This window comes from Vibrio sp. vnigr-6D03 (genome assembly GCF_002835515.1).
GTDB classification, from domain to species: domain Bacteria; phylum Pseudomonadota; class Gammaproteobacteria; order Enterobacterales; family Vibrionaceae; genus Vibrio; species Vibrio penaeicida.
The window spans coordinates 12,818-36,860 of the sequence record NZ_PIZL01000017.1; the positions used below are offsets into that span (position 1 = coordinate 12,818).

Annotated in this window: 22 protein-coding genes; 13 read left to right on the forward strand and 9 right to left on the reverse strand. The window is 40.0% G+C overall.

The annotated features are described in order from the left end of the window. Positions 1-25: 25 nt before the first annotated feature. On the reverse strand, positions 26-1,021 hold the full coding sequence (locus tag CW749_RS14360; RefSeq protein ID WP_101112956.1) for a 2-hydroxyacid dehydrogenase: 996 nt from the start codon (positions 1,019-1,021) through the stop codon (positions 26-28). A 410-nt stretch (positions 1,022-1,431) separates the two neighbouring features. Here CW749_RS14360 and CW749_RS14365 point away from each other — a divergent pair, with 410 nt between their 5' ends. The 5 genes from CW749_RS14365 (at position 1,432) to CW749_RS14385 (ending at position 9,652) form a co-directional block, all read left to right on the forward strand. Next, positions 1,432-2,475, forward strand: a complete 1,044-nt coding sequence (locus CW749_RS14365) for a GMP reductase (protein ID WP_101112957.1) — start codon at positions 1,432-1,434, stop codon at positions 2,473-2,475. 233 nt (positions 2,476-2,708) lie between these two features. Further along, entirely contained in the window at positions 2,709-3,887 is a 1,179-nt protein-coding gene (locus CW749_RS14370) for a DNA cytosine methyltransferase (RefSeq protein ID WP_101112958.1), read from the forward strand. A gap of 57 nt (positions 3,888-3,944) precedes the next feature. Then, a complete protein-coding gene (locus CW749_RS14375) occupies positions 3,945-6,932 on the forward strand; it encodes an ATP-binding protein (RefSeq protein WP_101112959.1) in 2,988 nt (995 codons plus the stop codon). Beyond that, positions 6,932-8,797, forward strand: coding sequence for a response regulator receiver domain (locus CW749_RS14380; protein WP_101112960.1), 1,866 nt, complete (start codon positions 6,932-6,934; stop codon positions 8,795-8,797). The genes CW749_RS14375 and CW749_RS14380 overlap by 1 nt, the downstream gene beginning before the upstream one ends. 318 nt (positions 8,798-9,115) lie before the next feature. After that, positions 9,116-9,652 carry a phospholipid scramblase-related protein gene (locus tag CW749_RS14385; RefSeq protein ID WP_201797010.1) on the forward strand — a complete coding sequence of 179 codons (537 nt, stop codon included), beginning with the start codon at positions 9,116-9,118 and terminating at the stop codon, positions 9,650-9,652. 77 nt (positions 9,653-9,729) lie between these two features. Here CW749_RS14385 and CW749_RS14390 read toward each other — a convergent pair whose 3' ends face one another. Further along, positions 9,730-10,185, reverse strand: a complete 456-nt coding sequence (locus CW749_RS14390) for a hypothetical protein (RefSeq protein ID WP_101112961.1) — start codon at positions 10,183-10,185, stop codon at positions 9,730-9,732. Between the two features lie 252 nt (positions 10,186-10,437). Between CW749_RS14390 and CW749_RS14395 the strand changes: the two genes are divergently transcribed. Next, the gene (locus CW749_RS14395; protein ID WP_101112962.1) at positions 10,438-10,884 is read left to right on the forward strand and encodes a GNAT family N-acetyltransferase; all 447 of its coding nucleotides are present in this window, start codon (positions 10,438-10,440) and stop codon (positions 10,882-10,884) included. A 153-nt stretch (positions 10,885-11,037) separates the two neighbouring features. After that, positions 11,038-11,835, forward strand: coding sequence for a Cof-type HAD-IIB family hydrolase (locus CW749_RS14400; protein ID WP_180958409.1), 798 nt, complete (start codon positions 11,038-11,040; stop codon positions 11,833-11,835). Between the two features lie 115 nt (positions 11,836-11,950). On the opposite strand, the gene CW749_RS14405 is transcribed toward CW749_RS14400, so the two are convergent. After that, on the reverse strand, positions 11,951-12,409 hold the full coding sequence (locus CW749_RS14405) for a MarR family winged helix-turn-helix transcriptional regulator (RefSeq protein ID WP_101112963.1): 459 nt from the start codon (positions 12,407-12,409) through the stop codon (positions 11,951-11,953). Positions 12,410-12,499: 90 nt separating this feature from the next. Here CW749_RS14405 and CW749_RS14410 point away from each other — a divergent pair, with 90 nt between their 5' ends. From CW749_RS14410 to CW749_RS14420, 4 genes are all read left to right on the forward strand, one after another. Further along, positions 12,500-13,648 (forward strand): twin-arginine translocation signal domain-containing protein, encoded by a 1,149-nt coding sequence (locus tag CW749_RS14410; RefSeq protein ID WP_145997854.1) that lies wholly within the window; start codon positions 12,500-12,502, stop codon positions 13,646-13,648. A gap of 237 nt (positions 13,649-13,885) precedes the next feature. Further along, complete coding sequence (locus CW749_RS28200; RefSeq protein WP_180958410.1) at positions 13,886-14,032, forward strand: hypothetical protein; 147 nt, start codon at positions 13,886-13,888, stop codon at positions 14,030-14,032. A gap of 193 nt (positions 14,033-14,225) precedes the next feature. After that, complete coding sequence (locus CW749_RS14415) at positions 14,226-14,813, forward strand: tetratricopeptide repeat protein (RefSeq protein ID WP_101112965.1); 588 nt, start codon at positions 14,226-14,228, stop codon at positions 14,811-14,813. Between the two features lie 221 nt (positions 14,814-15,034). Then, the gene (locus CW749_RS14420; RefSeq protein WP_101112966.1) at positions 15,035-15,571 is read left to right on the forward strand and encodes a cytochrome b; all 537 of its coding nucleotides are present in this window, start codon (positions 15,035-15,037) and stop codon (positions 15,569-15,571) included. A gap of 379 nt (positions 15,572-15,950) precedes the next feature. Here CW749_RS14420 and CW749_RS14430 read toward each other — a convergent pair whose 3' ends face one another. The 5 genes from CW749_RS14430 to phhA form a co-directional block, all read right to left on the reverse strand. Continuing rightward, positions 15,951-16,337 (reverse strand): ectoine synthase, encoded by a 387-nt coding sequence (locus CW749_RS14430; protein ID WP_101112967.1) that lies wholly within the window; start codon positions 16,335-16,337, stop codon positions 15,951-15,953. A gap of 9 nt (positions 16,338-16,346) precedes the next feature. After that, the gene (gene ectB / locus CW749_RS14435) at positions 16,347-17,612 is read right to left on the reverse strand and encodes a diaminobutyrate--2-oxoglutarate transaminase (protein ID WP_101112968.1); all 1,266 of its coding nucleotides are present in this window, start codon (positions 17,610-17,612) and stop codon (positions 16,347-16,349) included. A gap of 29 nt (positions 17,613-17,641) precedes the next feature. Further along, complete coding sequence (gene ectA, locus CW749_RS14440) at positions 17,642-18,175, reverse strand: diaminobutyrate acetyltransferase (protein WP_101112969.1); 534 nt, start codon at positions 18,173-18,175, stop codon at positions 17,642-17,644. 332 nt (positions 18,176-18,507) lie between these two features. After that, a complete protein-coding gene (locus CW749_RS14445) occupies positions 18,508-18,846 on the reverse strand; it encodes a 4a-hydroxytetrahydrobiopterin dehydratase (protein WP_101112970.1) in 339 nt (112 codons plus the stop codon). A gap of 9 nt (positions 18,847-18,855) precedes the next feature. Further along, the gene (gene phhA, locus CW749_RS14450; RefSeq protein WP_101112971.1) at positions 18,856-19,644 is read right to left on the reverse strand and encodes a phenylalanine 4-monooxygenase; all 789 of its coding nucleotides are present in this window, start codon (positions 19,642-19,644) and stop codon (positions 18,856-18,858) included. A gap of 361 nt (positions 19,645-20,005) precedes the next feature. Here phhA and CW749_RS14455 point away from each other — a divergent pair, with 361 nt between their 5' ends. Next, positions 20,006-20,632, forward strand: coding sequence for an outer membrane beta-barrel protein (locus tag CW749_RS14455; RefSeq protein ID WP_180958411.1), 627 nt, complete (start codon positions 20,006-20,008; stop codon positions 20,630-20,632). 125 nt (positions 20,633-20,757) lie between these two features. On the opposite strand, the gene CW749_RS14460 is transcribed toward CW749_RS14455, so the two are convergent. Next, positions 20,758-22,143: an EAL domain-containing protein gene (locus CW749_RS14460; protein WP_145997855.1), complete on the reverse strand. Its 1,386-nt coding sequence runs from the start codon at positions 22,141-22,143 to the stop codon at positions 20,758-20,760. A gap of 618 nt (positions 22,144-22,761) precedes the next feature. Between CW749_RS14460 and CW749_RS14465 the strand changes: the two genes are divergently transcribed. Further along, entirely contained in the window at positions 22,762-23,955 is a 1,194-nt protein-coding gene (locus CW749_RS14465; RefSeq protein ID WP_101112974.1) for an acetate/propionate family kinase, read from the forward strand. The last annotated feature ends 88 nt before the right edge of the window (positions 23,956-24,043 follow it).

Here is a 24,043-nt window from a genome sequence, read left to right on the forward strand (position 1 = left end):
AAAGACCTATTGGCTACTAAGTCACTTATGAAGCAACTTCATTTATGCTGCTGCCATTTTTTATTACGTCCGTAATGTTTTGTAGTGTTACCGAAGCGATACTACTTAGGGCGTCTTCTGTTAAAAACGCTTGATGCCCAGTAAAGATGACGTTGTGGCAAGCAGACAATCTTCTGAACACATCATCTACAATCACATCGCTCGATTTATCTTGGAAGAACAATTCCTTTTCATTGTCGTAAACATCTAACCCAAGTGCCCCTATCTTACCTGACTTAAGTGCCTCAATAGCGGCAGCAGAATCGAGCAAGTCTCCACGACTAGTATTAACAATCATGACACCGTCTTTCATTTGAGCAAATGCGTCGGCGTTCAACATGTTCTTGTTTTCTGGTGTAGAAGGGCAGTGCAGGCTAACGACATCCGCATGTTTATAGACGTCCTCTAGTGCGCAGTACTTAACCCCTAAATCGATAGCTTTAGGGTTTTGGTATGGGTCGAAACATAAAATTTCCATTCCTAACCCTTTTAATATTCGCATGGTCGCCAAACCAATTTTACCCGAGCCCACAATACCTGCGGTTTTACCGTGAAAGTTAAAGCCGACCAAGCCTTCAAGGTTGAAGTTAGCATCACGCGTGCGTTGGTATGCTTTATGATATTTTCGGTTAAGGCAAAGCATTAAACCTACAGCGTGCTCGGCAATAGATTCCGGTGAATACGCTGGAACGCGTACAATCTTAATGTTTAATTCTTGAGCTGCATTGAGATCCACACGATCAAATCCAGCACATCTCATAGCAACAATCTTCACTCCGATATCAGCAAGCTGTTGTAGGACTGGTTGAGAAAAATCGTCATTCACGAATGCGCAAACCACCTCGCAGCCGGAGGCTAGGCGAGCAGTTTGTTCAGTTAAACGGAAGTCATGAAACTCAAAAGCATACGAATAATGCTCGTTTTCGTGATTAAAACTTCGCTCGTCGTAAGACTTAGAGCTGAAAAATGCGATCTTTAGCATGACTGTACTCCTCAATAATAGAGTTAGTTATTAGTATAAGTGCTATTGATACAGTTGATTGAAAGAAAAATAAACCCCAAATTTAATGAGCGTTAACTGGTTGTTATTAAAGAGATTGTAGTGTTGTCGAAGAGGTAAAAACTAGAGAAATGAATAGGATAAAACGCAAAAAGGTAGGGTTTTGGGTATGATTTCTTCGGTAAGGTAACACAAAAAAATTACAATTATTAGTCTTGTCAGGAATCTTTAAGTGCCTATAATGCTGAAAACCGGAGCGTCTGCCAACGCTCCGGTTTTTTTGTGTCCGAAAAACGTGAAACTCTTCTGCCAAAGAGATTCGCGCTTGAAAGCCGGCCTGCCAGCCAACTTTCTACGGGCATGCAATACACAGTTAAAGGAAATTGCATACCATGCGTATCGAACAAGAACTCAAGTTAGGTTTTAAAGATGTCCTGTTTCGCCCGAAACGTTCTACTTTGAAAAGCCGTTCCCAAGTAAATTTAACCCGCGAGTTTACATTCAAGCACAGTGGTCGTCAATGGTCGGGTGTTCCTGTCATTGCGGCGAATATGGATTCTGTCGGCAGTTTTGAAATGGCGAGAGCCCTTGCCGAAAATGGTGTCATGACCGCAATTCACAAGCACTACACCACAAATGATTGGGCGGAATTTGTTAAAACCGCTGATAAAAGCGTGTTGAACAATGTCATGGTGAGTACTGGTACATCTGATGCCGACTTCCAGAAAACCCAAGATATTCTAGCCCTAAGCGACGAGCTGATTTTTATTTGTATCGACATAGCTAATGGTTACTCCGAGCACTTGTGTGAATACGTTTCTAAAGTGCGCGCCGCATTTCCAGATAAAGTGATTTCTGCTGGTAATGTTGTCACCGGTGATATGACGGAAGAACTGATTCTCGCCGGTGCGGACATAGTGAAAGTAGGTATTGGCCCTGGCTCAGTATGTACGACACGCGTAAAAACGGGGGTAGGTTACCCGCAGCTCTCGGCCATTATTGAGTGTGGCGATGCTGCACACGGTCTGGGCGGCACAATTATTGGTGATGGCGGTTGTTCTTGTGCGGGTGATGTATCCAAAGCATTTGGTGGTGGAGCCGACTTTGTAATGCTTGGTGGCATGCTAGCAGGTCATGAAGAATCAGGTGGTGAGTTACTTGAAAAAGACGGCAAAATGTACATGAAGTTTTATGGCATGTCTTCCCAATCTGCGATGGATAAGCACTCCGGCGGCGTCGCTAAGTATCGCGCAGCAGAAGGTAAAACCGTTTTACTGCCGTTCCGTGGCCCGGTTGAAAACACCATTCAAGATATTCTAGGCGGCGTACGCTCAACCTGCACGTATGTAGGCGCAGCAAAGCTTAAAGAACTGACCAAGCGCACCACGTTTATCCGAGTTCAAGAGCAAGAAAATAACGTATACGGCAAAGAATAAGTTTACGATTTTTCTTAGTGAAAAGTGAAAAGTGAAAAGGCCGCTCTTAAAATGAGCGGTTTTTTATTGGAGAGGATATTACCAGTACTATTGCGGTAACAAGCCTCGTAACTATTTTATAATGATCTTGCAGTTAACTTTTGAATGACTTGTAGCCAGTTAATACGCCGAACAATGGTAATTTGTTGTTAAGTCGGTAGAATGTTTCGGTTGAGTTTTTTTGAGTGATTTGAATGACAGTTAAAGCGATAGATTTGTTTGCCGGCGCCGGTGGTTTTACACTTTCTGCTATAGATTCAGGAGTGGATGTGCTTGCAGCTATCGAGTTTGATAAAGCAGCTGCCAATACGTACAAAAAAAACTTCATCGATACACTAAAGTTAGATATTGATTTAAGAGCAGGTCCGGAAGTTGGGGACATAAATAACGTTCAACCATTAGAACTTAGAGCGTCACTTCAGTTAGAAAAGGGTGAGCTTGACTTGATTCTTGGAGGTCCTCCATGCCAAGGTTTCTCAACTCATCGTATTAATGATGCTGGTGTTCACGATCCTCGAAACCTTCTTTTGTTAAGATACTTTAAGTATGTAGAAGAATTTCAACCTAAGGCGTTTCTAGTGGAAAATGTAGTAGGTTTGTTTTGGAAGCGGCATAAGGACTATTTGAAACGGTTCCTAAAGCTTGCGAAGAAGCACGGTTACATTATCAAGTTTTGTGATGTACTTAATGCGAAGGACTACGGTGTTCCTCAGAACCGAAAGCGCGCGTTTATATTAGGCGTAAGAAAAGGCTGTTTTGAGAAGAGTTTTCAATTTCCGCCTGACGTTACTCACTTTTCGCCTGCCTCTGGTAAGACACCACATTGGGAAACAGCCGCTAGCGTATTTGAGAAGGTTCCTACTGAACTTTATGAGAAGTATTGGGAGCACTACTTCAAAGAAAAATCGAAGCTTTCTCATGAACAAACGTTTGAATTGCTATCTTCTTTGAGTTGTGGCCAGCCTTTCAAAGCGAATGACATATGCGATATCCATATGAAGCCTTCCGATAAAATGGTGGTGAAGTTGAGTGATACGCCTTTAAATGGCAGCCGTGAAGACGCAGGTGAGAAACACAGATTAAAGTGCCACTCTAATGGATACAAAGGTCATAAAGATGTTTATGGTCGAATTTTTATTCACCAGCCAAGTAATACAATTACTACAGGGTGCAACAATCCATCTAAGGGGCGTTTTGTTCATCCTTGGTTAAACCATGGTATGACCCTTCGTCATGCCGCTAGGTTACAATCCTTCCCTGATTGGTTTGATTTTCATGGTAGCTCGACTGAGAAGGCTCGGCAGATAGGAAATGCGGTCCCTCCATTACTTGGGAAAATACTGATTAGTGATATATGCAGTAGATTGAACTGAAAAAAGTGCCTACAATGCTAGGCACTTTTTTTATGCTATTGAAAATAGGTCACAAAATTGAAATCAAACTCTTTTGCGTTTAAAGCACGAGCTAGAACAATTGACCACCTCGGTAAGGGACAAATTGCTGATGCCCCAACAGCAATAAGTGAGCTGTGGAAAAATTCTTATGATGCTTATGCTCGTGATGTAGCGCTGCATCTATTTGATGGACAAATCAAATGCGGGGCTATCATCGACAACGGCTGTGGTATGACGTTCGATCAGCTGATTGATAGCTGGATGGTTATTGGAACTGAGTCCAAGTCTAAAAAGAAAACTTTACCACTTGAAGATCGATTTGGGCTGCCCGAGAGATTTACACAGGGCGAAAAAGGAATCGGTAGACTCTCCTCTTCATTTTTAGCTCCCGTAACATTACTAGTGACTAAGAAAATGGACTCGGATTATTCCGTAGCATTGATAGACTGGCGAATGTTCGAAAACACTTATCTATCTCTTAGTGATATTCGTGTACCTATGGTCTCCGTATCAGAACTTTCAGAACTTGTTGAGCTCTTTGACTTTCTATTAGAAGATTTGAAAGAAAACTTGGCTTTAGATGTTAAAGAAGACGGTATTGAACAAAAGAGAATTAGAAAAGCATGGAGCCAGTTTTCGGAAGATGAACTAGATTTTTACAATTCGAATAATGCAAATCAATCTGTTCCTTTCCTGTCTACAGAAGACAAAATCGCAAGATTTTGTGATTCTTTTGAATTCAATGAAAAGCATATAAATAGCTGGAAAGTACTACTAGATAAAGTTAAAGGTCCAGATGGCGCTGAGCACGGTACCGCGTTATACCTACTAGATTTAGAGCGTGAGCTTGCTCTTTTAACTGGTAATCATGACTTATCACTGGATGACCCAGAACTAAAAGAAATTAAACGTGACTTAATTGATACTTTACGCGCATTTGTAGACCCCTTTGAACATGATAACGTAAAGTTTAATTATGAAATTAGTTTATTTGATGACAACGGCTTTTCGAAACCTATTTTAAACCAACTAGACAACTTTAATATTCAAGATTTTATGATGCTGGAACATAAGGTTGTAGGGGAAGTTGATGAAAAAGGTTGGTTTAGAGGCAGCGTAACAGCATTTGGTGAAGAGCATAAAGATATCGTTCTTAACTCAAATGTTCGTTTGACTGCTGGTAAGAGTAGAGTAGGTAAATTCAATCTAAAGCTCGGAACTTTTGAAGTTTTGGCAAGTAAGAGCTCACTTGAACCCTCTATTCACTCAGGCATAGAACAGAAAGCTAAAAAATACAGCGGCATATTAATTCTACGTGATGGATTACGCGTTCTGCCATATGGACGCTCAGATAATGATTTTTTAGAAATAGAGGAAAGGCGTGGTAAAAATGCAGGTAGATATTTCTGGGCGAATAGGAAGACATTTGGGAGCATCTCTTTAAATCAGGTTGAAAACCGAAATCTAAAAGACAAAGCGGGGCGAGAGGGGTTTGTTAAAAACCAAGCTGCACGTGAGTTTAAGTTAATTTTAGTTGATTTACTCATTCAACTAGCAGATAAGTATTTTGGAAGGAATTCTGATTTACGTAGGAATCACCTTGACTCAATTCTTGATAAAGAAAGAGAGCAACAAAAAGAATCATATAAAAAAGCAAGCAGAACTAATTCTCGTGAGTTTAAGAAATTTATACGAAATAACAAAAATAACATTTCTGAAAATGTAAAAATTGCTAGTGTTCTACAAAACAGGCTAGAAAGTAATGATATTTCAAAGGTAGATCTTGACTCAATTAATGAAGACCTTTCAAGTTTAGAGTTATCTAGAACCAGCCTTAAATTGCCTTCTAAACCATCAAAAATAGATGGAGATGTAGAAGAGGATTATCGAAACTATCGTGACCTTTTCAACGAGCTGACCGAGTATATTAGAGTCATAAAAGTTAATGTGAATAAAGTAGAAAGCAGTATTGCTAGTTATTCTCCATCAGAAATGGCTAAGAAAAAGTTTAACAGTAATCAAGCCTCTTTAAATTCACAAGTAGTCGCGTACGAAAACTTGATTGAGCGGAAAATAGACTCACTGCTTTCATCATGGAAAAAGACCGCTACTGAGGATAGGTCAAGGTTCTATGTTGAGGGTATATCGGTTCTAGACTTAGTAAATGAAGATACTGACGCAGAATCAAGCTTGAATGCTCTTGACGCGATATATTCTAATTTAGCAGACAACTTTACAATAAAGTATGAATCTGTTTTAAGAGCTTTAGAGAGACTATCTAATGGTATTAATTTAGACTCAGCTTTTTCACTAGCAGAAGAAGAAAGAGCTTATTTTGAGGATAAAGCAAATAAACTGCAGGCATTAGCTCAGCTCGGTATTAGTGTGGAAGTATTAGCTCACGAACTTGAACAACAGGATATGCTGGTTACGAGAGGGCTTAAATCTTTACCGTCTGAAATACAACAGCACCCAGGTTATAAGACTGCTTTCGAAGCTCATAAAGCTTTGACTCATCAAATTCGCTTTTTGTCACCTTTAAAACTTTCCGGTTACCAAGCTAGGCAAGATATTACAGGTGCTATGATAGAAAAGCACATAGGGTTATTTTTCAAAGATAGATTCGATAGGCAGAGAGTAAATCTAAATATCACTGATAACTTCAGAAATATATCGATATTAGATCTACCTTCTAGAATCTATCCTGTTTTCGTCAACATTCTGAATAACGCATTGTATTGGGTAACTTTGTCGGAAAATAGAGAAATTATAATCGATGTCAAAGAAAATCATGTTGTGATCGCGAACAGCGGTCCAGAGGTTGATGAAGAGGATATCTCAAGATTATTTGAACTATTCTACTCCCGTAGAAGCTCGGGGCATGGTGTAGGTTTATATCTCTGTAAAGAAAATTTATCAGTTGCTCATCATAAAATTTGGTATGCGACAAAAGAACATGAAAAAGCTATCAGTAATGGTGCTAATTTTGTGATCAATTTCAATGGGTTGGAGTATTTATCATAATGCCAAATTATAACGGAAAAGTAGTAAGTGCATTTAGAAATGACGCGATTAAATCAGTTATTTTAATTGATGATGATTATATTCCATATGAAGAAATAATTGATATAAACAATGAAAATAATAATAAAATTGATCAATGTCTCATTGGTTTGAGAAGTGGCGATATAGAAGTTGATCAATACAGAGAAAAGCTCAATGAATTAAAGTTTTCACTTAAACAGTCTGGAGTAGCAAGAGAGGTAAAAGAGTATTTCAATGATCTGTCTATCGTCTGTGATGTTGAAAAAACGACAAAAGATATCTCTGCTGATAAAATAAGAAAAAGCGACTTAATAGTACTAGATTACCAGTTGGAAGATAAAGATCCAACACAAGCTCTTGACTTGATTTATAAGCTAAGTACAAATTCACACATGAATATAGTTGTTGTATACACTAATAATAATCTGGACCAAACATGGCTTGAAATTGCATCCTGTTTAAGGGGGTCATACAACGGTGATCCTGATGATTATTCTATTACCGAAGGTTGGGATGATAAATGGAATGATTTTGTTGATGATAATAGTCCTGAAAATTGGAATCCTAGTGATAGTGCCAAGGCAGACTTTTTGGTTAGTGGAAATGAAAATAAAATCAAAGGCGAGATAAGTAGGCTCCTAAAAAACAAAGGTAAGTTTCCAGAATTAGAGATACTAAAATGTTATCTAGAAACTGTAGTTTCTAAACACAATAAACTTAAAACGGATTTTAATCCTACTAGCTCCATTCAAGGAGATTTTGATAACAAAGAGTGTCAGTGGCTTATCTCTGGTAACGTATTTATAACACTATTGCAGAAAAATGAATCTGAAAACAATCAGCTGGGTATCCCAAAAGCTGAGCAAATCTGGAGTCAGGTTGAAAAAGCTCTATGTCATTGGGGCCCCAGTTTATACAGGGTTGTGGCTTCAGAGCTACAAAATAAGATTGAAGATGGAAGATTTTCTTTTGAGGCTGGTCATTCTTCTGATCACAAGAGAGAAGCCGCATTATTGTGGCATCTAATAAACAATCATAAAGATAATATAAACGTTGCTGCAGAAAATTTACTGGATCATATGCTACAAGATTTTTCTCATGATTTATTGAAAGAAAGAGACCTTGTCAATTTTATTAAAGAAACTGCCAATCATGTTACAAAAGATGCCAAACCTCACGTTGAATTTGAAAAAGGCAATGAGGAACAACATAAAGAATATTTACTTTCACTGTTTGAGATAGCATTCTCAAATACTAATAGAGGTAACGACAAGCTCAATGACGCATATCATTCTGATGTTATACATACTCTAAATGAGGAGCTGTCTACCTATAAAACCCTTCCTAAATTTGTGACAACAGGTTTAGTTATGGTCGATCAAGACGATCCACAAAGTTGGTATTTATGCGTTACACCAAGTTGTAATTCAGTTCCTGGGCAAGTTTCAGATTTAGCATCCAAAAAGATGACCCCTCACCGAAACCATACTTTACTGAAGTTAGAGAAATTTACTAAATACAAAGAAAAGCTGGAGTGTGCAACTCACTCTAAATTTATATTTGTTACACATGAAACTCAAAAAATAGCCTTGGGAGTTTTAGATAGTAATACTAATTTGCCAAAAATTGAGAAGGTTGTTGTTATGCATCATGACGATCAGCCGCTTGAGGTAGATGGTAAGCAAGTTTCCTTCCACTCTGTTTCAGGTTCAAAGTTGGAGTATACAACCAAAAAGTTGATTCCAGTCAAGATGTTACGTCCTATTTATGCTGCTCGATTCCAAAATTTTCAGAGTCACTATGAGGGCAGAATCGGGGTAGATTATGTTGATTTGAAAATTTAGAGCTTCCTAAGCGACCAAAGGTCGCTTTCTTTTCTGAGTCAACTTTGAAGTTTTAAATTCTTACTCGCCTCCAAAGTACTTAATCCTGTAATGGTTGGTAAAGAGGCACATTAGGCCTTCCTGTGTCTCTTATAAGCTGCGCTTACCCAAACAAATTGTGCTCGCTCTCATAGAACTGGGAAAATTATCTTTTTATCAAAGAGTTAAATGATAAAAGAACTACTAAGAAAATTTTGGCTTAGGTATCAAACCCACCGGAGGAATAGAGTGGTAGACGTAATTAATAAGAATCTGTTTTTGGTAAAGGAACATGTTGGCATGTTTAAGGCAGCCAATAACTTCGATATATACGACCCAGAATCAGGTGACGTGATCATGGAGTGTCGAGAACCCACCCTAGGGTTCTTTACCAAGCTATTGCGCTTTACAGACTATAAGCGAATGACACCGTTTGATATTCAAATAAAAACCCCAGACGGGCAACGAGTTGTTCGTATCCAAAGGGGGATTTCGCTGTTTTTATCTAAAGTGACAGTGACTGACCACAATAATGAATTGATTGGTGAATTCGAGCAGAAACTGTTTTCAATAGGTGGGAAATTTGCACTGCTTGATAAACGTGGTGAAGAGATGTGTCAGCTAGAAGGTAAGTGGACTGGTTGGGATTTCTATTTCAAAAATAATGAGAAAGAGCTCGCTCACGTATCCAAGAAGTGGGCTGGGATCGGAAAAGAAATGTTTACTAGCGCTGATAACTATGTGTTGGAAATTGCCAGCGATGTTCCGGAAAATGACGATGTTAGAAAGCTTATTCTGGCGGCTGTTATGTGTATTGATATGGTGTTAAAAGAATAGAACGAGTGCGCTAAACGAAAAACGCAGCACCGAATCGGTTGCTGCGTTTTTACTACGATGCGTACTAAGTTGAACGGCTATTTGTACATGCCTTCCACCTCTTTAAAAAGGTTGGTGATCTCACGTGTTCTTGTGATACCGCGTTTTTCTAAGATCCAATCCTGAACCCCTTTATAAGCTTCTCTGAAGGTGCGATTTTTTAACTGCCAATCGGTAGAAACTTGCTTGCCATCAACAGATACTTGCGCTCTGAGTACTTCTACCACGCTTCCGTTATTTGTGCGTCTAAGACGTTTACTTAATCCTTTAACAGAGCCGTCAGCATGGAATATTTGGTTTACATCGAGTGTGAGCCGAATTTCACGTACTTTTCGTTTTTCAGAGAGTTGTTCTTGGAACTCACGAGCAGATTTTTCTGCTTTTTTGGGCGTTCCAAATTTAGAAAAAGGGAAGTATTTCTGAACATTGAGTACTTTATCTTGTACACGATAGCCTTTTGGCGATGTTTTGGTAGGGTAAAGCATTACTGTCATTACTTAAGTCTCTTTCTAAACGCTTTCTTTTATTTTGAGCTGCCAGGATAAGTTACTGGCATTAAGACTAAGCGTTGTGTTGCTTGTTCACTAAGCCACATATGTCGGTATTTCATTAGACCGCACAAGCAGCATATCATTCAGTTAATTGTACACCAAAAAAAATAGACTAATGTTAATGTTCTAACAAAAAACAAGTTAAGTCTTTTATTACAGGATGTTAAGTTGAGCTTTCGGACATAGGAGAAGGCTTTGGATATAAAAAAAGTAGAAGAAAGTGATATGGCTGCAGTCGTTGAGCTTGTGGAGAAGGTTGCGAATTCAGATATCTTACCTCATTTCAACGAAAAAGGAAGATTGACCTTTATATCAAAAGTGCTTCCAGACTTAAAAACAGCTTTTGATGAAAGCAAGTTTTACAGTGTTAAAGCTGTGGAAAATGGAAAACCGATTGGTTTCGGTGCTCTCCGGGAAGGTTCTTACATCACACACCTTTTTGTTGATACAAAGCAGCAAAGAAGTGGGATAGGCAAAAAGTTGTTGCAGCACCTCTTAGACCATTCTGAACCGTGCCACGTAAGCTTAAAAGCATCAGTTAATGCGGTTTCGTTCTATGAATCACAGGGGTTTGAAATAACAGATTCTGAATCTGAAGTTAACGGTATCCGATTTGTTCCTATGTGTTACTTTAATAAGTAAAAGATAGCCCAAAAGCTTGGGTACATTCAGATATTAAGTTATTCACGCAGTTAACGTTTTGTGGCATTTTAGTTTTCAATGATTAGATTAGGTCTATAGACCCTAGGCTTTTGTTGTTGAAGCAAAATCGTAGATAAGTATTTTGGAGTCGTTTTGTTAGAAAAGATAAAGTTTATTGCCACTGATATGGATGGCACATTGCTCGATAGTTCAAAAAATCTTCCCTCAGAGTTCTATGATGTTTTTCATGCGTTACGCGAAAAAGAGGTTCTTTTTGCCGCAGCGTCAGGTAGGCAATATTACAGCTTGCTGAGTATGTTTGAGTCTATCGCAGATGACATGCTTTTCATTGCAGAAAATGGCGCGATCGTCATGCATCAGGGGAACGAGCTGTATAGCGCCGTTATTCCTAAGAAAGAAGTGCACGATATTGTTGTTACTGTTCGTGGTATTGAAAATTCAGACATCGTTTTATGTGGAAAGGATTCAGCGTACATTGAAACGAATGACCCGAGTAAGTTCGAAGAGATCCAAAACTATTATCACCGTGTAAAAAACGTAGAGGATTTACTCGATGTCGATGATGAATTTATTAAAATAGCCATTCTGAATTATGAAGGTACAGAAGAGCATGTATACCCAGTCGTATCTGAAAAATTCGGAGATTCGCACCAAGTGGTAGTGAGTGCCAAAATTTGGCTCGATTTTATGCACAAAGACGCGTCTAAAGGCACTGCAATACGGCATTTACAGAAAGTGTTCGATTTTGATTTCGAGCAGAGTATGAGCTTTGGCGATTACTTTAACGATGTCGAAATGCTGAAAGAAACGTATCACAGCTACGCTATGGAAAACGCCCACCCTGAAATAAAAGCGCTAGCTCGCTTTGAAGCGCCTCATCAAGATAAACAAGGCGTTTTAACGGTAATCAAAGAGAAGGTGCTTGCCTAGAACAGAGGCGAAAAAATTCAATGAGTGCCTGTAGGCTTAATGCTACGGGCTCTGAATCCCGCATCTTGAGGTTACTTGGGTATATACCAACCAAAGACCTGTTTTCACAGGGTAGTTAATTTATATCTCGATTCTCATCTAGCCAATCTTTTAACTTATTGGAATGCTTTAACATTTGCAGCATTTCGTCATTATCCCAATTCTTAAAGCAAGCTTCGATTGTGGGCATAAAACTCATAAAAGCGAGATGAACCTTATCTAATCCAGCGCTGTTTATTTTAATCCACTTTTTCCTTCCATCGGTTTCGTCTTTTCTTATTTCAATTAGCCCATCCTTTGCGAGCTTGTTGATCACCTTAGTAATGCCAGGCTGGTTCATTTGCATAACTTGAGCTAATTGGCTAATGGTCTGTTCGCGTTCTGGCTGGTGCGAAAAATGGTTCAGCAAATTAAATTGTGACTGGTTAATTCCAATTGGCGCCAGTGCTTTGTTTAGCCAAGAGTCGGTGAGTTGATTAATTATTCCTAATGTAATCATTATCTTAATGGATGCTTGCTGTTTTTCTGTCGACATTATGAACAAAACCTCTTGATATATATTCCGTGGAATGTATATTTATTCCATGGAATATAGTTTAGCAAATGAATTAAAGAGGGTATAGCAATGGATAGAAGGAATTTCATTAAAGTGATGGGCGCTGGGGCAGTCGTTTTGGCTGCTGCACCTGTTTTGGTTAGTAACGTTTCAGGTTCTTCTGATCTTTCATTTAGACCGGCACTGACTTACTCAGATCTTAGGAAGACACTCATCAGCTACGCAATGCTGTGCCCAAATCCTCACAATATTCAGCCATGGAAGGTCGCTTTTAAAGGCGAAGATACAATTTTGTTGTATGTCGACGAGGATAGGTTACTGCCTGAAACGGATCCGATTCATCGCCAAATCCATATTGGTCAGGGTACGTTTATTGAAAGTCTGGTCGTGGCTGCAAGCCATTTTGCAACGAGGGCAGACGTGCAATATTTTCCGCTAGGCGAGTACGGTAATCAGGTGTTGGAAAACAAGCCAGTTGCAGCGATCAAACTTGTTCCAGATGCGAGCATTCAACCGGATCCCTTGTTCCCTTATCTTGTCACACGTCAATCTAATAAAACTGAATATACTGATGCAAAGCTTAAAGATACTGAATTGAACGCTATCCTTAACGTTGTAGAAACGAAAGGCAGCGAATTAAGATTGGTGCAAACGGAAGAATACAACCAAGAAATGCGACACTTCCTTAATCAAGCGATGGAAATTGAAGAACAAAAAAGTACGCGCAGCCTTGAAACAATAGGCATGTTCCGTTTTAACGATGATGAGTTCAAAAAGCATCGAGATGGTTTTGGTTTGCCACAAAATGGTGTTCTAGGCGCGAAGCGTTGGGTCGCAGAACAGTTCTTTTTGAGTCGTGAATCGGCTGAAAAAGATCCGGCTGCTTTTGGCAAAGAAGGGATCAAACTTACAAAAACAGTTACAGCAAGCACACATCATTTTGCTATGTTGATTACCGAAGGAAACACAAGGAAAGACCAATTAAAGGTGGGGCGCTTATACAACAGAATCAATCTGGTGACGGCTTCATTGGGTATAGCGCAACATCCAATGAGCCAAATACTTCAGGAATATCAAGATATGCTTCCACTGCAAGAAAGCTTCAAACAGTATTTTAATATTAACAAATCTCATACAGTACAAATGGTGTTTAGGCTGGGTAAAGCGAAGCCCACACCTGAATCTCCGAGACGAGAAGTTAGCGACTTACTGGTTTAGTTTGAGCATCCGTTATGTTTTAGGCGAGTAAAAAGATCGGTAGTGGTCACTACACGCTATCGATCTTTATTTCGTAACTTGGGTATATCCACATAAATACGCTTTGTCTTATCTCTGCTATTAGAAGTTCCAGCCAACTGTAAGTTTGCTCTCATATTTTATCGGTGTACTCACATAGACTGAGTTGGTGCACATTGCACATTGTTTGCTCACTTAAAATGTTTACAAGGAGGCAACATGAATAGAAGTCATAGCTCAAATGGTGGTGGTCATAGAGGAAGCCCAAGAGGACCTTCTTACCAACCCTGTACGGGAGTCAATTGGCAGCGTTCCTCAAGTAACCCACCGAAAAAGCCCCAAGAAGCTGAGGGTAATGCCAAATAATTCTGTAATGTAAAACCATTGGAGGCATCTATGAGTCCATGTTTTTCATAACGATACCTAGGTGCCTCTTCAGGCGATGTACACGAGTCTAAGGTGAGAATGCGAGTTACTTAGCATTAATGTGTAACGTTAACCTAGATTTTACGTTTTCGTGACATACTTTTAGCTCTATCGAAGGTTAAGACTCAGGATCATGGAATTGTCAGACATAGAAAAAGTGAAACGATTTATCACTTCACTGATTCAAAATGAATTTAACGATGAAGATCTTATACGTGGATCTAATGAGTTTTTAAAAGACGCCGCAAATTTGCTCAATAAAGATTTCATGGAAGCGCTTCTTTCTAGAAGAGTGAACAATGCTTTAGTAAACGTAAACATCATTGTTGAATATGCTTATCGTGGTTCACCTTTTGCCCAGTTACTTACAGGAGTAAGTCGGCTAACAGGTTTGGGGGCAGAGAAAAACGAAAATGAAGGTATTTTTTGGCTGAAGCGATCGTATTGCGGAAAAAACACCAATGCCGCAATGATCCTTTATACCGTTTATGCGAGTGGAATCGGTGTATTTGAGGATATGGCGAAAGCGAGAACGTATTTAAACGGTGCTGCCGACCTCAATGTACCAAAAGCACAATACATGTTTGCTCAAATGTTATTCAGTGGGGAAGGCGGTGTAGTAGATGAAGATCAAGCCATTGAGTACATGTACAAAGCGGCCAAGAACAACTGCCAGGATGCTATCGAATTTTTGTCTAAGAATGAGTTAACTCTATCTTAGCTTTTCTAATTTTCTACTTATATCGAGCCGCTTTTTAGCGGCTCTTTTTTTTAGACACGATTTTAAGTTTGAAACACGCGACTTATCTCTTAAACGAGATGATGTAAAGTTTCTGAGCCTTTTAGGTACATTTACATAACTTTACACAATACGGTATCGAACTTTAGCGGGTTGTTGTGCATGATTTACTCATAATAAAACCATACAAATATAGGTGATATATGAGCAATCGTCTTTCAACCCCTACAGTTATTTTTCATTGGCTTGTGGGCATCAGTTTTATCGTGACATTGGGAATGGGTAAGTTTGTTGAAGGGTTACCTCGAGGTCCCGAAAAGTTTGAATTGCTTGCAACGCATAAATCACTCGGATTGATGGTGTTATTAATGGCTACCCTTAGAATCGCATGGCGGTTAAAAGAAGGGGAAATCGTCAGTGCTTCTGTTATGCCTAGGTGGCAAGTAAACCTGTCTAAGATCATTCACTACCTATTATTGATTGGTACTGTGGCTATGCCTTTGTCTGGTGGACTAATGAGTGTGGGTGGAGGTCACGGTTTGGCATTTTTTGGATTGGAGTTGGTTGCAAAAAGTGAAAAAACAGAATCGTTGAGTAATTTGGGTGGTACCATTCATGGAATCGGATTCAAGATATTACTTGCCGGGCTACTTTTACATATTGTCGGCGCTCTGAAGCACCAGTTTATTGATAAAGACGGTACACTAAGCCGAATATTAGGAATAGCCAAGAAAAACTGAGTTCTTAGGGTCTGTTGACCTTTCGAGATGATTTTTGCAGCAATTTGTGGATGATTTATACAAGGCAGAGCTCATTCGGTGTAGTCACTCTACATCAATGAGCGATAACGCAGTAGAAATAAGCCACAAATGCTGCCCGAAGGGTTCGACTAGGCGTCCCCGTTCCCATGCCTTTTACTCTTTGTTGCAAGGTATTTGCTTAGAATGACTAGGCGACACACCTTGCGCCGCGATTAAAAGGCATAGAAGTCGAACAAAATTTAACCACGAAAGATCAACAGACCCTAATATCAAGTTTGAAAACAATGCGATCTTGAATGTACAGCCACTTAAGATCGCATTGGGTTAACTCAGACGAGATGTGATTCTCAATGATAGATTAATCTACAATTGGGTATACGCCGTTTTCATCGTGAACTTCGTTGCCAGTAATCGGTGGGTTGAATACACAAGCCATTACCATTTCTTTGTCTTTGTACGCTCTAAGGTAGTGCTCATCATGTTTGTCGAGAATGTAGAGCGTACCTGGTTTAATTGGATAAGTTTTACCGCCAATTACCTCGATTTCGCCTTCACCGCTCATGCAGTAAACAGACTCAAGATGATTTTTATAGTGGATGTGAGTTTCCGTATTTTCATAAATAGTAGTGATATGAAACGAAAAGCCCATCTTGTCATCTTTAAGCAACATGCGAACGCTTTCCCAGTTGTCTGATACGACGCGGCGCTCACTGTTTTGACATTCTTCTAAAGTTCTTACAATCATTCTAAATTCCTAAGATGCTTTCTTTACTATCTGTTGAGCGACTGCTTCAGAAGACGCTTCAAATATTTCTAAGCCTTGAGCCAGTTCCGCCTCTGTAATGGTTAGAGGGCAGAAGAACTTAACAACTTCATCATTTGCTCCCGCAGTCTCGATGATCATACCGCGATCAAAGCAATTTCGAGTAATAAGACCAGCGACATCAGGGTTTTTACACTCGATACCAATCATCATTCCACGACCTTTTATTCTTTCAAATAAGTGAGGGAAGTTAAGAAGTGACTGTTCTAAGTGCTTGTGAATTTGGCTGGCGCGTTCAGAGATGTGTTGTTCGAACTGACTGTCTGCCCAATACAATTCCAACGCTTTTGTTGCGGTAACGAAAGCATGATTGTTGCCACGAAACGTACCGTTGTGCTCTCCTGGTTTCCAAACATCTAACTCAGGTTTAAGCAATACAACCGCCATTGGTAAACCAAACCCGCTAATGGACTTAGATAAAGTGACGAGATCAGGTTTGATACCAGAAGGCTCAAAGCTGAAGAATGTACCAGTGCGTCCACAGCCGGCTTGGATATCGTCGACAATCAGTAAGATTTTATGTTTTGTACAAATGGCACTCAGTTTTTGCAACCACGCATTGCTAGCAACGTTTAAGCCTCCTTCTCCTTGAACCGCTTCAAGTAAAACGGCGGCAGGCATATCTAGGCCACTTGAGTTGTCTGAAAGCATGGCTTCGAATAACGCGAGCCCATCGACGTTGGCATAATTTTCGAAGGGTATACGAGTTACACCAGTGAGCGCCATTCCTGCACCGCCTCGATGGTGTTGATTGCCTGTTGCTGCAAGAGCACCCATAGAACAACCGTGGAACCCGTTTGTAAACGCAACAACGTTTTGTCGACCAGTGAATTTTCTGGCGAGTTTTAATGCAGCTTCAACCGCATTGGTCCCAGTAGGACCAGTGAACTGCACTTTATAGTCCAGATCACGTGGTGCGAAGATATGCTTGTCTAATGCATGCAGAAACTCCGCTTTGGCTTCAGAGTGCATGTCTAAGCCATGTGTAATACCGTCGTTAGTTATGTATGTCAGTAAAGCGTCTTTCAAAACTGGGTTGTTATGCCCGTAGTTTAGAGACCCTGCGCCTGCGAGAAAATCTAAGTACTTATTGTTATTTTCTGTTTCTAGCCAACTACCTTGCGCTTTTTGAAAAACAACTGGAAAGTTATTTGAATAGGATCTGACTTTAGATTCCTTTTTCTTAAAGATATCCATTGTGGGACCGCTTTTTCCTTGGGTTAAATTTAAAGTAGAGGGATGCGATACAAATACTCGGTATCGTGCTTGCCTTTGAAATGTTCGGCTTCATCCAAAAATATGGTTTTGCTTCCGGTGTTTCCGTTTTCTTTATCCAATTTCTTAAACAGACTCCAAGAAGCCTGATTTGATTCGGTAATCGTCGTTTCCACGCACTCTATCGATTTCAAGCTTTCTCTTTTCAATAGCGCTTTCAACATTGAAAATGCCAGCCCTTTCCCCCTGTGATTTGGGGAGACGGCAACTTGCCAAACAAACAAGTCTTTCGGGGAGCTAGGTTTACAATAACCGGAAATGAACCCCGCTAATTCCCCATCAAATTCTGCAACGATACATGTGTCTTTGAAGTGAAAGGACTGTAAGAAATTACAATAGGAGGAGTTGGTGTCTAGAGGAGGACAGCTCTCTATAAGTTGGTGAATATCATCGCCGTCCTTTTTGTTTGGATTGCGAAATATCCACTTTGTTTTTGCATTGTCTAATATGTCTGGGTTATCTACCCATGGGGCTGCAATTGTCATTTGATGCCACACATTCCTTTAGAGGTCTAAACATTATTGCTTCGCAGAAGGGTACATTATTTAGGGATCAAATCAAGCTGAACTCAATATGTTGGATTAATTGCGATCCGTGTCACAATTAATGCGGTGAAAATGGTTGAATTCTAAAGTTTAGTGTACGAACTAAAAAATAACTTATTTGTCACTAGAGAATCATCTGGGTGTCAAATTAGCGCAAATATCGAGCGCTTTTTATTACGTGGCTTATGGGTAAGGGGGGAATTGTTTGAGGACGGGGGAGCGTCATAACCTCAAGGCTTGCAATGCAAACCTGAGGTTACGAGCAAATTTGTTTAGAGCAGCGAATCTGTTTTTGCTGCGCAGATAAAATCATTTTTATGGAGACCTTTGATCGAGTGACTCCACCATTGAACGGTCACTTTTCCCCATTCGGTAGTCAATGCCGGATGGTGCCCTTCTTCTTCAGCCATATCACCTATGCGATTAGTAAACGCTAAAGCGAGTTTGAAGTTTTTAAATGTATAGACCCTTTCGAGTTGTGAAATACCGTTCACATTGATGAGTCGCCATTCAGGGATCTGGCTTAGTAACTCCTTGGCTTCTTCGGTTTCAACTTGTGGTGCATCAAAACGGCACGCTTCGCAAGATGACTCTAACAGTGCTTCTGACATGATTTTTCCTTAATCGTGTTCAAGTTCGTACATGGGCGAATGTAGACCCAGTGTTTTGGCGTGTTCAATAAGCGACATAATATCAAGATTAGCGATTTCGAAAAGCTCGCTAATATTGTCGATGTAAAAGTATTTTGGTTGCATGATGTTGATTCGGTATGGAGTTCGCAAAACATCAAGTGGCTTTAGTGGGGCGAATACGGGCTGGTCGCTGTAAACGTATTGCGTTTCACCTGGGCTAGAGAGTATTCCACCACCATATATGCTGACTCCGCTGCTATTTTTAATTAGACCAAATTCAACTGTGAACCAATATAAACGGGCTAGATAAACTCTGTCCTCTTTAGAAGCCTTTAGACCTAATTTACCGTAAGAGTGGGTAAAAGCAGCAAAGGCAGGGTGAGTTAGCATCGCGCAATGACCAAATATTTCATGGAAAATATCAGGTTCCTGAAGGTATTCCATTTCTTCTCTTTTGCGAATAAAAGTGGCAACTGGAAATTTTCGTTCAGATAACATTTCGAAAAATTTGTCGAAGCTTATTAAGGCTGGTACCGCTTCGCATTGCCAACCTGTTTCTGAAGAGAGTACAGAATTAATTTCGTGAAGCTGGGGAATGCGTTCGTGTGGAAGGTTTAATTTATTTAGTCCTTCCATGTACTCATGGCATGCTCTGTTTTTAATACAGTTAAGTTGCCTGTGAATGAGTGTTTCCCACACATTATTTTCTTCGTCAGTCCATTGAATGACACCGTTTTCATCTGCTTTCTTTGACTGATATTTGCTCTGTTTAGTCATAAGTCACCACGATGTTGCAAATATGTTGCGTTGATGTGGTAACTATCGATGAAAAGTAAATTGCCGTCTACAAATTCACCAATTTCTCGAAATCATAATCTGTAACAATTAATTTACATGCGCATTTGAACGCCTTAGCCTAGCTAGTACCAAGGATAATAAGGTGTTCTAAATCACGTAATGAAAATAAGAGGTAATTTGTTCAGCTAAAATTCATAAATGACTCTATTGATATGCATATTAGTTGTGTAGAATCTCGCGCGCTCAATCAATAATGAGAATTTGATGCCATTGTTGGAATGTTTTCTTGCAAAGCTCAATTTCTTTACACAAAACCCAGTCAGATTATTTGGATATTGTTTTGAAAAAACAGTTTGCTTTAGTTTTTGCCAGTGCAGTCGCATTATCCTCACATGCTAGTGCAGAACCGCGCCCAGAGGCTTATCAATTATTTACTGCCAAGGTTGGCGGGTCCAGTTTCCAGTCTAAAGTGGCGAGTGTTGGCGATTATGAATTGGTAGGGCGATCTTTGTCGCTTGAATATTCGCGTATGACCTCAAGTTGGACTGAGGCAGAGGACATTTATTTGGGCGTTGCGCTATCTGGCGATATTCATTACAACTCAAAGAAAAAGTCAGACACGTCTTCCCTTTACGAAGTAGAAGAAATTAGCTCTGTTGTTTTGAACGCAGCGCCAAAAATAACGTATTCGCTGACTGACTGTATCGATATCTACGGTAGCGCTGGTTTATCTTATGGGTATGTCGAAGCGTTGGAATACAAAAAAACGTTAACGGTTGATAAAGACTCCAAACCAAAAGCAAAAGGCTTCGGTTACATGTGGGCAATTGGAAGTTCCTACCGATTGGATAACAATTTTGAGTTTGGTACTGAGTTACGGGGTAACCACCTATCGCTTAAAAAAGATGGGAAAGAAGGGGACGCAAACCTATATGCATTATACGTGACTATGGGATACGAGTTTTAACCCATTAATAAACCCTATTTAAACTCGTTATCACTTTTGTATACGATGATATTTGAGTCGACAATCAAACTTGCAGTAACTGGCGCGATTTTGTCTATCCATGTTTTTTAGCTAATTTGGATTTACTAAATGGCGCTTTTTAATTGGTGCTGTTTTGTCCAGTAAACAATATTATCTATTGTTTGTGCACGACCATTAATGAACCCTTGTACATAGTCGCAGTTCGCAGTGTCGAGCAATGCCATCAGTTCTGTTTCTTCAACGCCTTCAGCAATTACGGTGCAGTTCAGCCCATGTGCCAACGAAATAGATGAGCGGACAATGGCATGATCAGAATCGCTCCTGTGCATTCCAGATACAAAGGAGCGGTCAATTTTAATTTGGTCGATCGGGAGTTCTCTAAGCAACGTTAGCGAAGAGTAACCTGTACCGAAGTCATCTAAGCTGATCTTAAAACCAATCGCCCTCAGTGCATCCAATACTTGTTTAGTATTGTTCAAATCTTTAAGCATATTGCTTTCCGTCACCTCTAGAACAAGTCGGCTTGGATTGATTTGATTGCTATCTACCAATTGTTTTAGATTGTTAAACAGTGCTCGACTATTTAAGTCTTTAGCTGACAGGTTTAAGTGAATACTGGCGTCGATCCCCGATTCATTAAAGATTTGCAAATCAAGTATGACTTGATTCACCACCCAATCTGTAATGTCGCGAATAATGTGCGATTGTTCTGCTATTGGAATGAATTTTTCGGGTGATATGAACGTACCGTCGGCTTGAGGCCACCGAATTAGTGCTTCATAACCGTAGAGAGAATTGTACCTTGTGTTAACGATAGGTTGGTAGTGAAGCTCAAATTCTTGATTGTGCAGTGCGGAGGTTAGCTGGCTGGATATCGCGAGTTGTTCTTTGGCTTGATCCGCTAAGTGGCTTGAGTAGAAATACAAACCGCAACCGGAGCGTTTTGCTTCATACATCGCAACATCGGCTTGTTTGAGGATCTGATCTTTCTCTGTGCTGTATTCCGGATAAATGCTGACGCCAGTACTGATGGAGGTGATGATGCTGTATTCACCAAGATTGAATGGATGGCTCAACTCCTCTGATATTTCATAATAAAGTTCTTCAATTGGCTTTCTACCGCCAGTTCGTAAAATTATGACGAATTCGTCCCCCCCGATTCGAGAGAAAAAAGCCTGTTTAGGCAATACCATACTTAATCTTTGGCTTATTTGCTGGAGTAACATATCTCCAAATTGGTGACCCATTGCGTCATTCACGTATTTAAAATTGTTTACATCGAACAACAAGACAGAAAACGGTGTTCTCCGCTCAATACGTTTGTCGAGTTGACGCATGCAAAACTGGCGATTGGGCAGTTTGGTTAAAGAATCGTGAAGCGCGTTGTAGCGCTCCAGTTGAGCTATATCATCAATCTGATTGATGCTTTTTTGACTGTAGTTGACGACCAAAGCAACGAATAAGCTCCCCCCAAACAAGATCGCCGCCATGCCTAATTCGATATAACTTACAGAACGTATGCTGAGTAAATACAAGAGAAATAAAGTGTAGCCGAGCGTGAACGCAATAATGAGTGTTAGTAATATCTGCCAACCTAGCTCATGAGTCTTCTGGCAAATTTGGATAGCAGGCCTGAGCCCAAAACCCAAAAATACAATCCCCAGAAAAACGAGCAAGTCAGCAAATAGAATCACATTTAACCCTTAACAATGGCTGCGCGAATAGGCGTTGCGAATAAGCTTTAGATGAACAAGAAACTCTCTTCCTACATCTATTACAGATAAAGTATAGACAACGTTCCAAACATATTTCGTAAAATGGTCAGCTTGGTGGGTTCATTAGTTAAAGAATTCAATACGCTTAGCCATTGTGGTGTTTCAAGCTTAAGAGAGTGGATGTTCTATATATGTATTCAGATGCTTATCTATTGATTTTAAATTTTCTGTATGAAGTAAATGCTTTGCTGCGCTAGATCAACAAAACTCTTAATTGCATGACTTGTTAATTAAAATAAAGTTGAAAGATTCAAAAATCATTGAATAATGGATTCATCTTCGACGAAAGCATATCGCTTTAGAAAATTAGCTAAAAACAGGATTCATAACCTTATGTCTCATTCCTTTGTTCTAGTTATAAACTCAGGTAGTTCTTCTCTTAAATTCGCTGTCATTGATTCCGAAACGGGCAGTGCCGTTGTCAGCGGTTTAGGCGAGTGTTTTGGATTGCCTGACGCGGTAATCAGCTGGAAACACGATGGTAATAAGTTTGAAGAGAAGATTGATGCGCCCGAAAATCATCATCACTACGCAATCAATCGAATTGTCGGGCTAGTAGAAGAATATAAGCTAACAGAAAACATTGTGGCTGTCGGTCATCGAATTGTTCACGGTGGCGAAAGGTTCACTCAAACGGTACGAATTGATGCAGATGTCTTACAAGAAATAGAGAGCCTTTCAGACCTTGCACCGCTACATAACCCAGCAGGTGCGACGGGTATTCATGCTGCGATATCTGCTTTTCCTACCTTGCCACAATTTGCTGTGTTTGATACGGCATTCCATCAAACCATGCCTCAAAAAGCGTTTACCGGAGCTATCTCTAACGAATTGTATAAAGAATATGGTATTCGTCGATACGGATTTCACGGTACAAGCCATTATTTTGTTAGCCGTGAAGCTGCAAAAATGCTCAACAAACCAGTGGAAGAATCCAGCTTTATTTCAGTTCATCTAGGTAATGGTGCGTCAGTATGTGCCATAAGCAATGGAGAATCTGTGGATACCTCAATGGGCTTCACACCATTAGCCGGGTTGATGATGGGAACGCGCTCCGGAGATTTAGACCCCGGTATTATTGAGTTTTTGATGAAGAAGGGCTGGAGCCAAGAAAAGGTGTTTGAAACCTTGAACAAGAAATCAGGTTTTCTTGGTGTTTCAGGGCTTACTTCCGATGCTCGTGGCATTCTAGAAGCTATGGATGAAGGGCATGAAGGGGCAAGGCTCGCATTTGAAGTATTTACGTACCGTGTTGCAAAATATATTGGTTCTTACCTAATTCCACTGGGTCACCTTGACGCCATTATTTTCACAGGAGGCATCGGTGAAAACTCGTTACCAATTCGTAGTGAGATTTTAAATAACCTCAAGCTTCTAGGTTTTGTGGAAGATGAGCAAGGTAATGAAGCCGCAAGATTTGGCGCGTCTGGCGTGATTGCTCGTTCAGAGGTATTGAATGCAATCGCAATGGTTATACCGACCAATGAAGAATTTGTTATTGCAAAGCAGTCGGTAGAATTGCTTTAGAGTTACGATTCAATAAGCGTGTTTTACTGCGCGAAAAATACTCAAATCAAAGCCCCTATTATTAGGGGCTTTCAGACTGCTGACAAAG

Coding starts and splice junctions, on each gene's coding strand:
- CW749_RS14360 (WP_101112956.1), bottom strand. CDS start 1,021: ATGCTAAAGATCGCATTTTTCAGCTCTAAGTCTTACGACGAGCGAAGT.
- CW749_RS14365 (WP_101112957.1), top strand. CDS start 1,432: ATGCGTATCGAACAAGAACTCAAGTTAGGTTTTAAAGATGTCCTGTTT.
- CW749_RS14370 (WP_101112958.1), top strand. CDS start 2,709: ATGACAGTTAAAGCGATAGATTTGTTTGCCGGCGCCGGTGGTTTTACA.
- CW749_RS14380 (WP_101112960.1), top strand. CDS start 6,932: ATGCCAAATTATAACGGAAAAGTAGTAAGTGCATTTAGAAATGACGCG.
- CW749_RS14385 (WP_201797010.1), top strand. CDS start 9,116: ATGTTTAAGGCAGCCAATAACTTCGATATATACGACCCAGAATCAGGT.
- CW749_RS14390 (WP_101112961.1), bottom strand. CDS start 10,185: ATGACAGTAATGCTTTACCCTACCAAAACATCGCCAAAAGGCTATCGT.
- CW749_RS14405 (WP_101112963.1), bottom strand. CDS start 12,409: ATGTCGACAGAAAAACAGCAAGCATCCATTAAGATAATGATTACATTA.
- CW749_RS14410 (WP_145997854.1), top strand. CDS start 12,500: ATGGATAGAAGGAATTTCATTAAAGTGATGGGCGCTGGGGCAGTCGTT.
- CW749_RS28200 (WP_180958410.1), top strand. CDS start 13,886: ATGAATAGAAGTCATAGCTCAAATGGTGGTGGTCATAGAGGAAGCCCA.
- CW749_RS14415 (WP_101112965.1), top strand. CDS start 14,226: ATGGAATTGTCAGACATAGAAAAAGTGAAACGATTTATCACTTCACTG.
- CW749_RS14420 (WP_101112966.1), top strand. CDS start 15,035: ATGAGCAATCGTCTTTCAACCCCTACAGTTATTTTTCATTGGCTTGTG.
- CW749_RS14430 (WP_101112967.1), bottom strand. CDS start 16,337: ATGATTGTAAGAACTTTAGAAGAATGTCAAAACAGTGAGCGCCGCGTC.
- ectB (WP_101112968.1), bottom strand. CDS start 17,612: ATGGATATCTTTAAGAAAAAGGAATCTAAAGTCAGATCCTATTCAAAT.
- ectA (WP_101112969.1), bottom strand. CDS start 18,175: ATGACAATTGCAGCCCCATGGGTAGATAACCCAGACATATTAGACAAT.
- CW749_RS14445 (WP_101112970.1), bottom strand. CDS start 18,846: ATGTCAGAAGCACTGTTAGAGTCATCTTGCGAAGCGTGCCGTTTTGAT.
- phhA (WP_101112971.1), bottom strand. CDS start 19,644: ATGACTAAACAGAGCAAATATCAGTCAAAGAAAGCAGATGAAAACGGT.
- CW749_RS14460 (WP_145997855.1), bottom strand. CDS start 22,143: ATGGCGGCGATCTTGTTTGGGGGGAGCTTATTCGTTGCTTTGGTCGTC.
- CW749_RS14465 (WP_101112974.1), top strand. CDS start 22,762: ATGTCTCATTCCTTTGTTCTAGTTATAAACTCAGGTAGTTCTTCTCTT.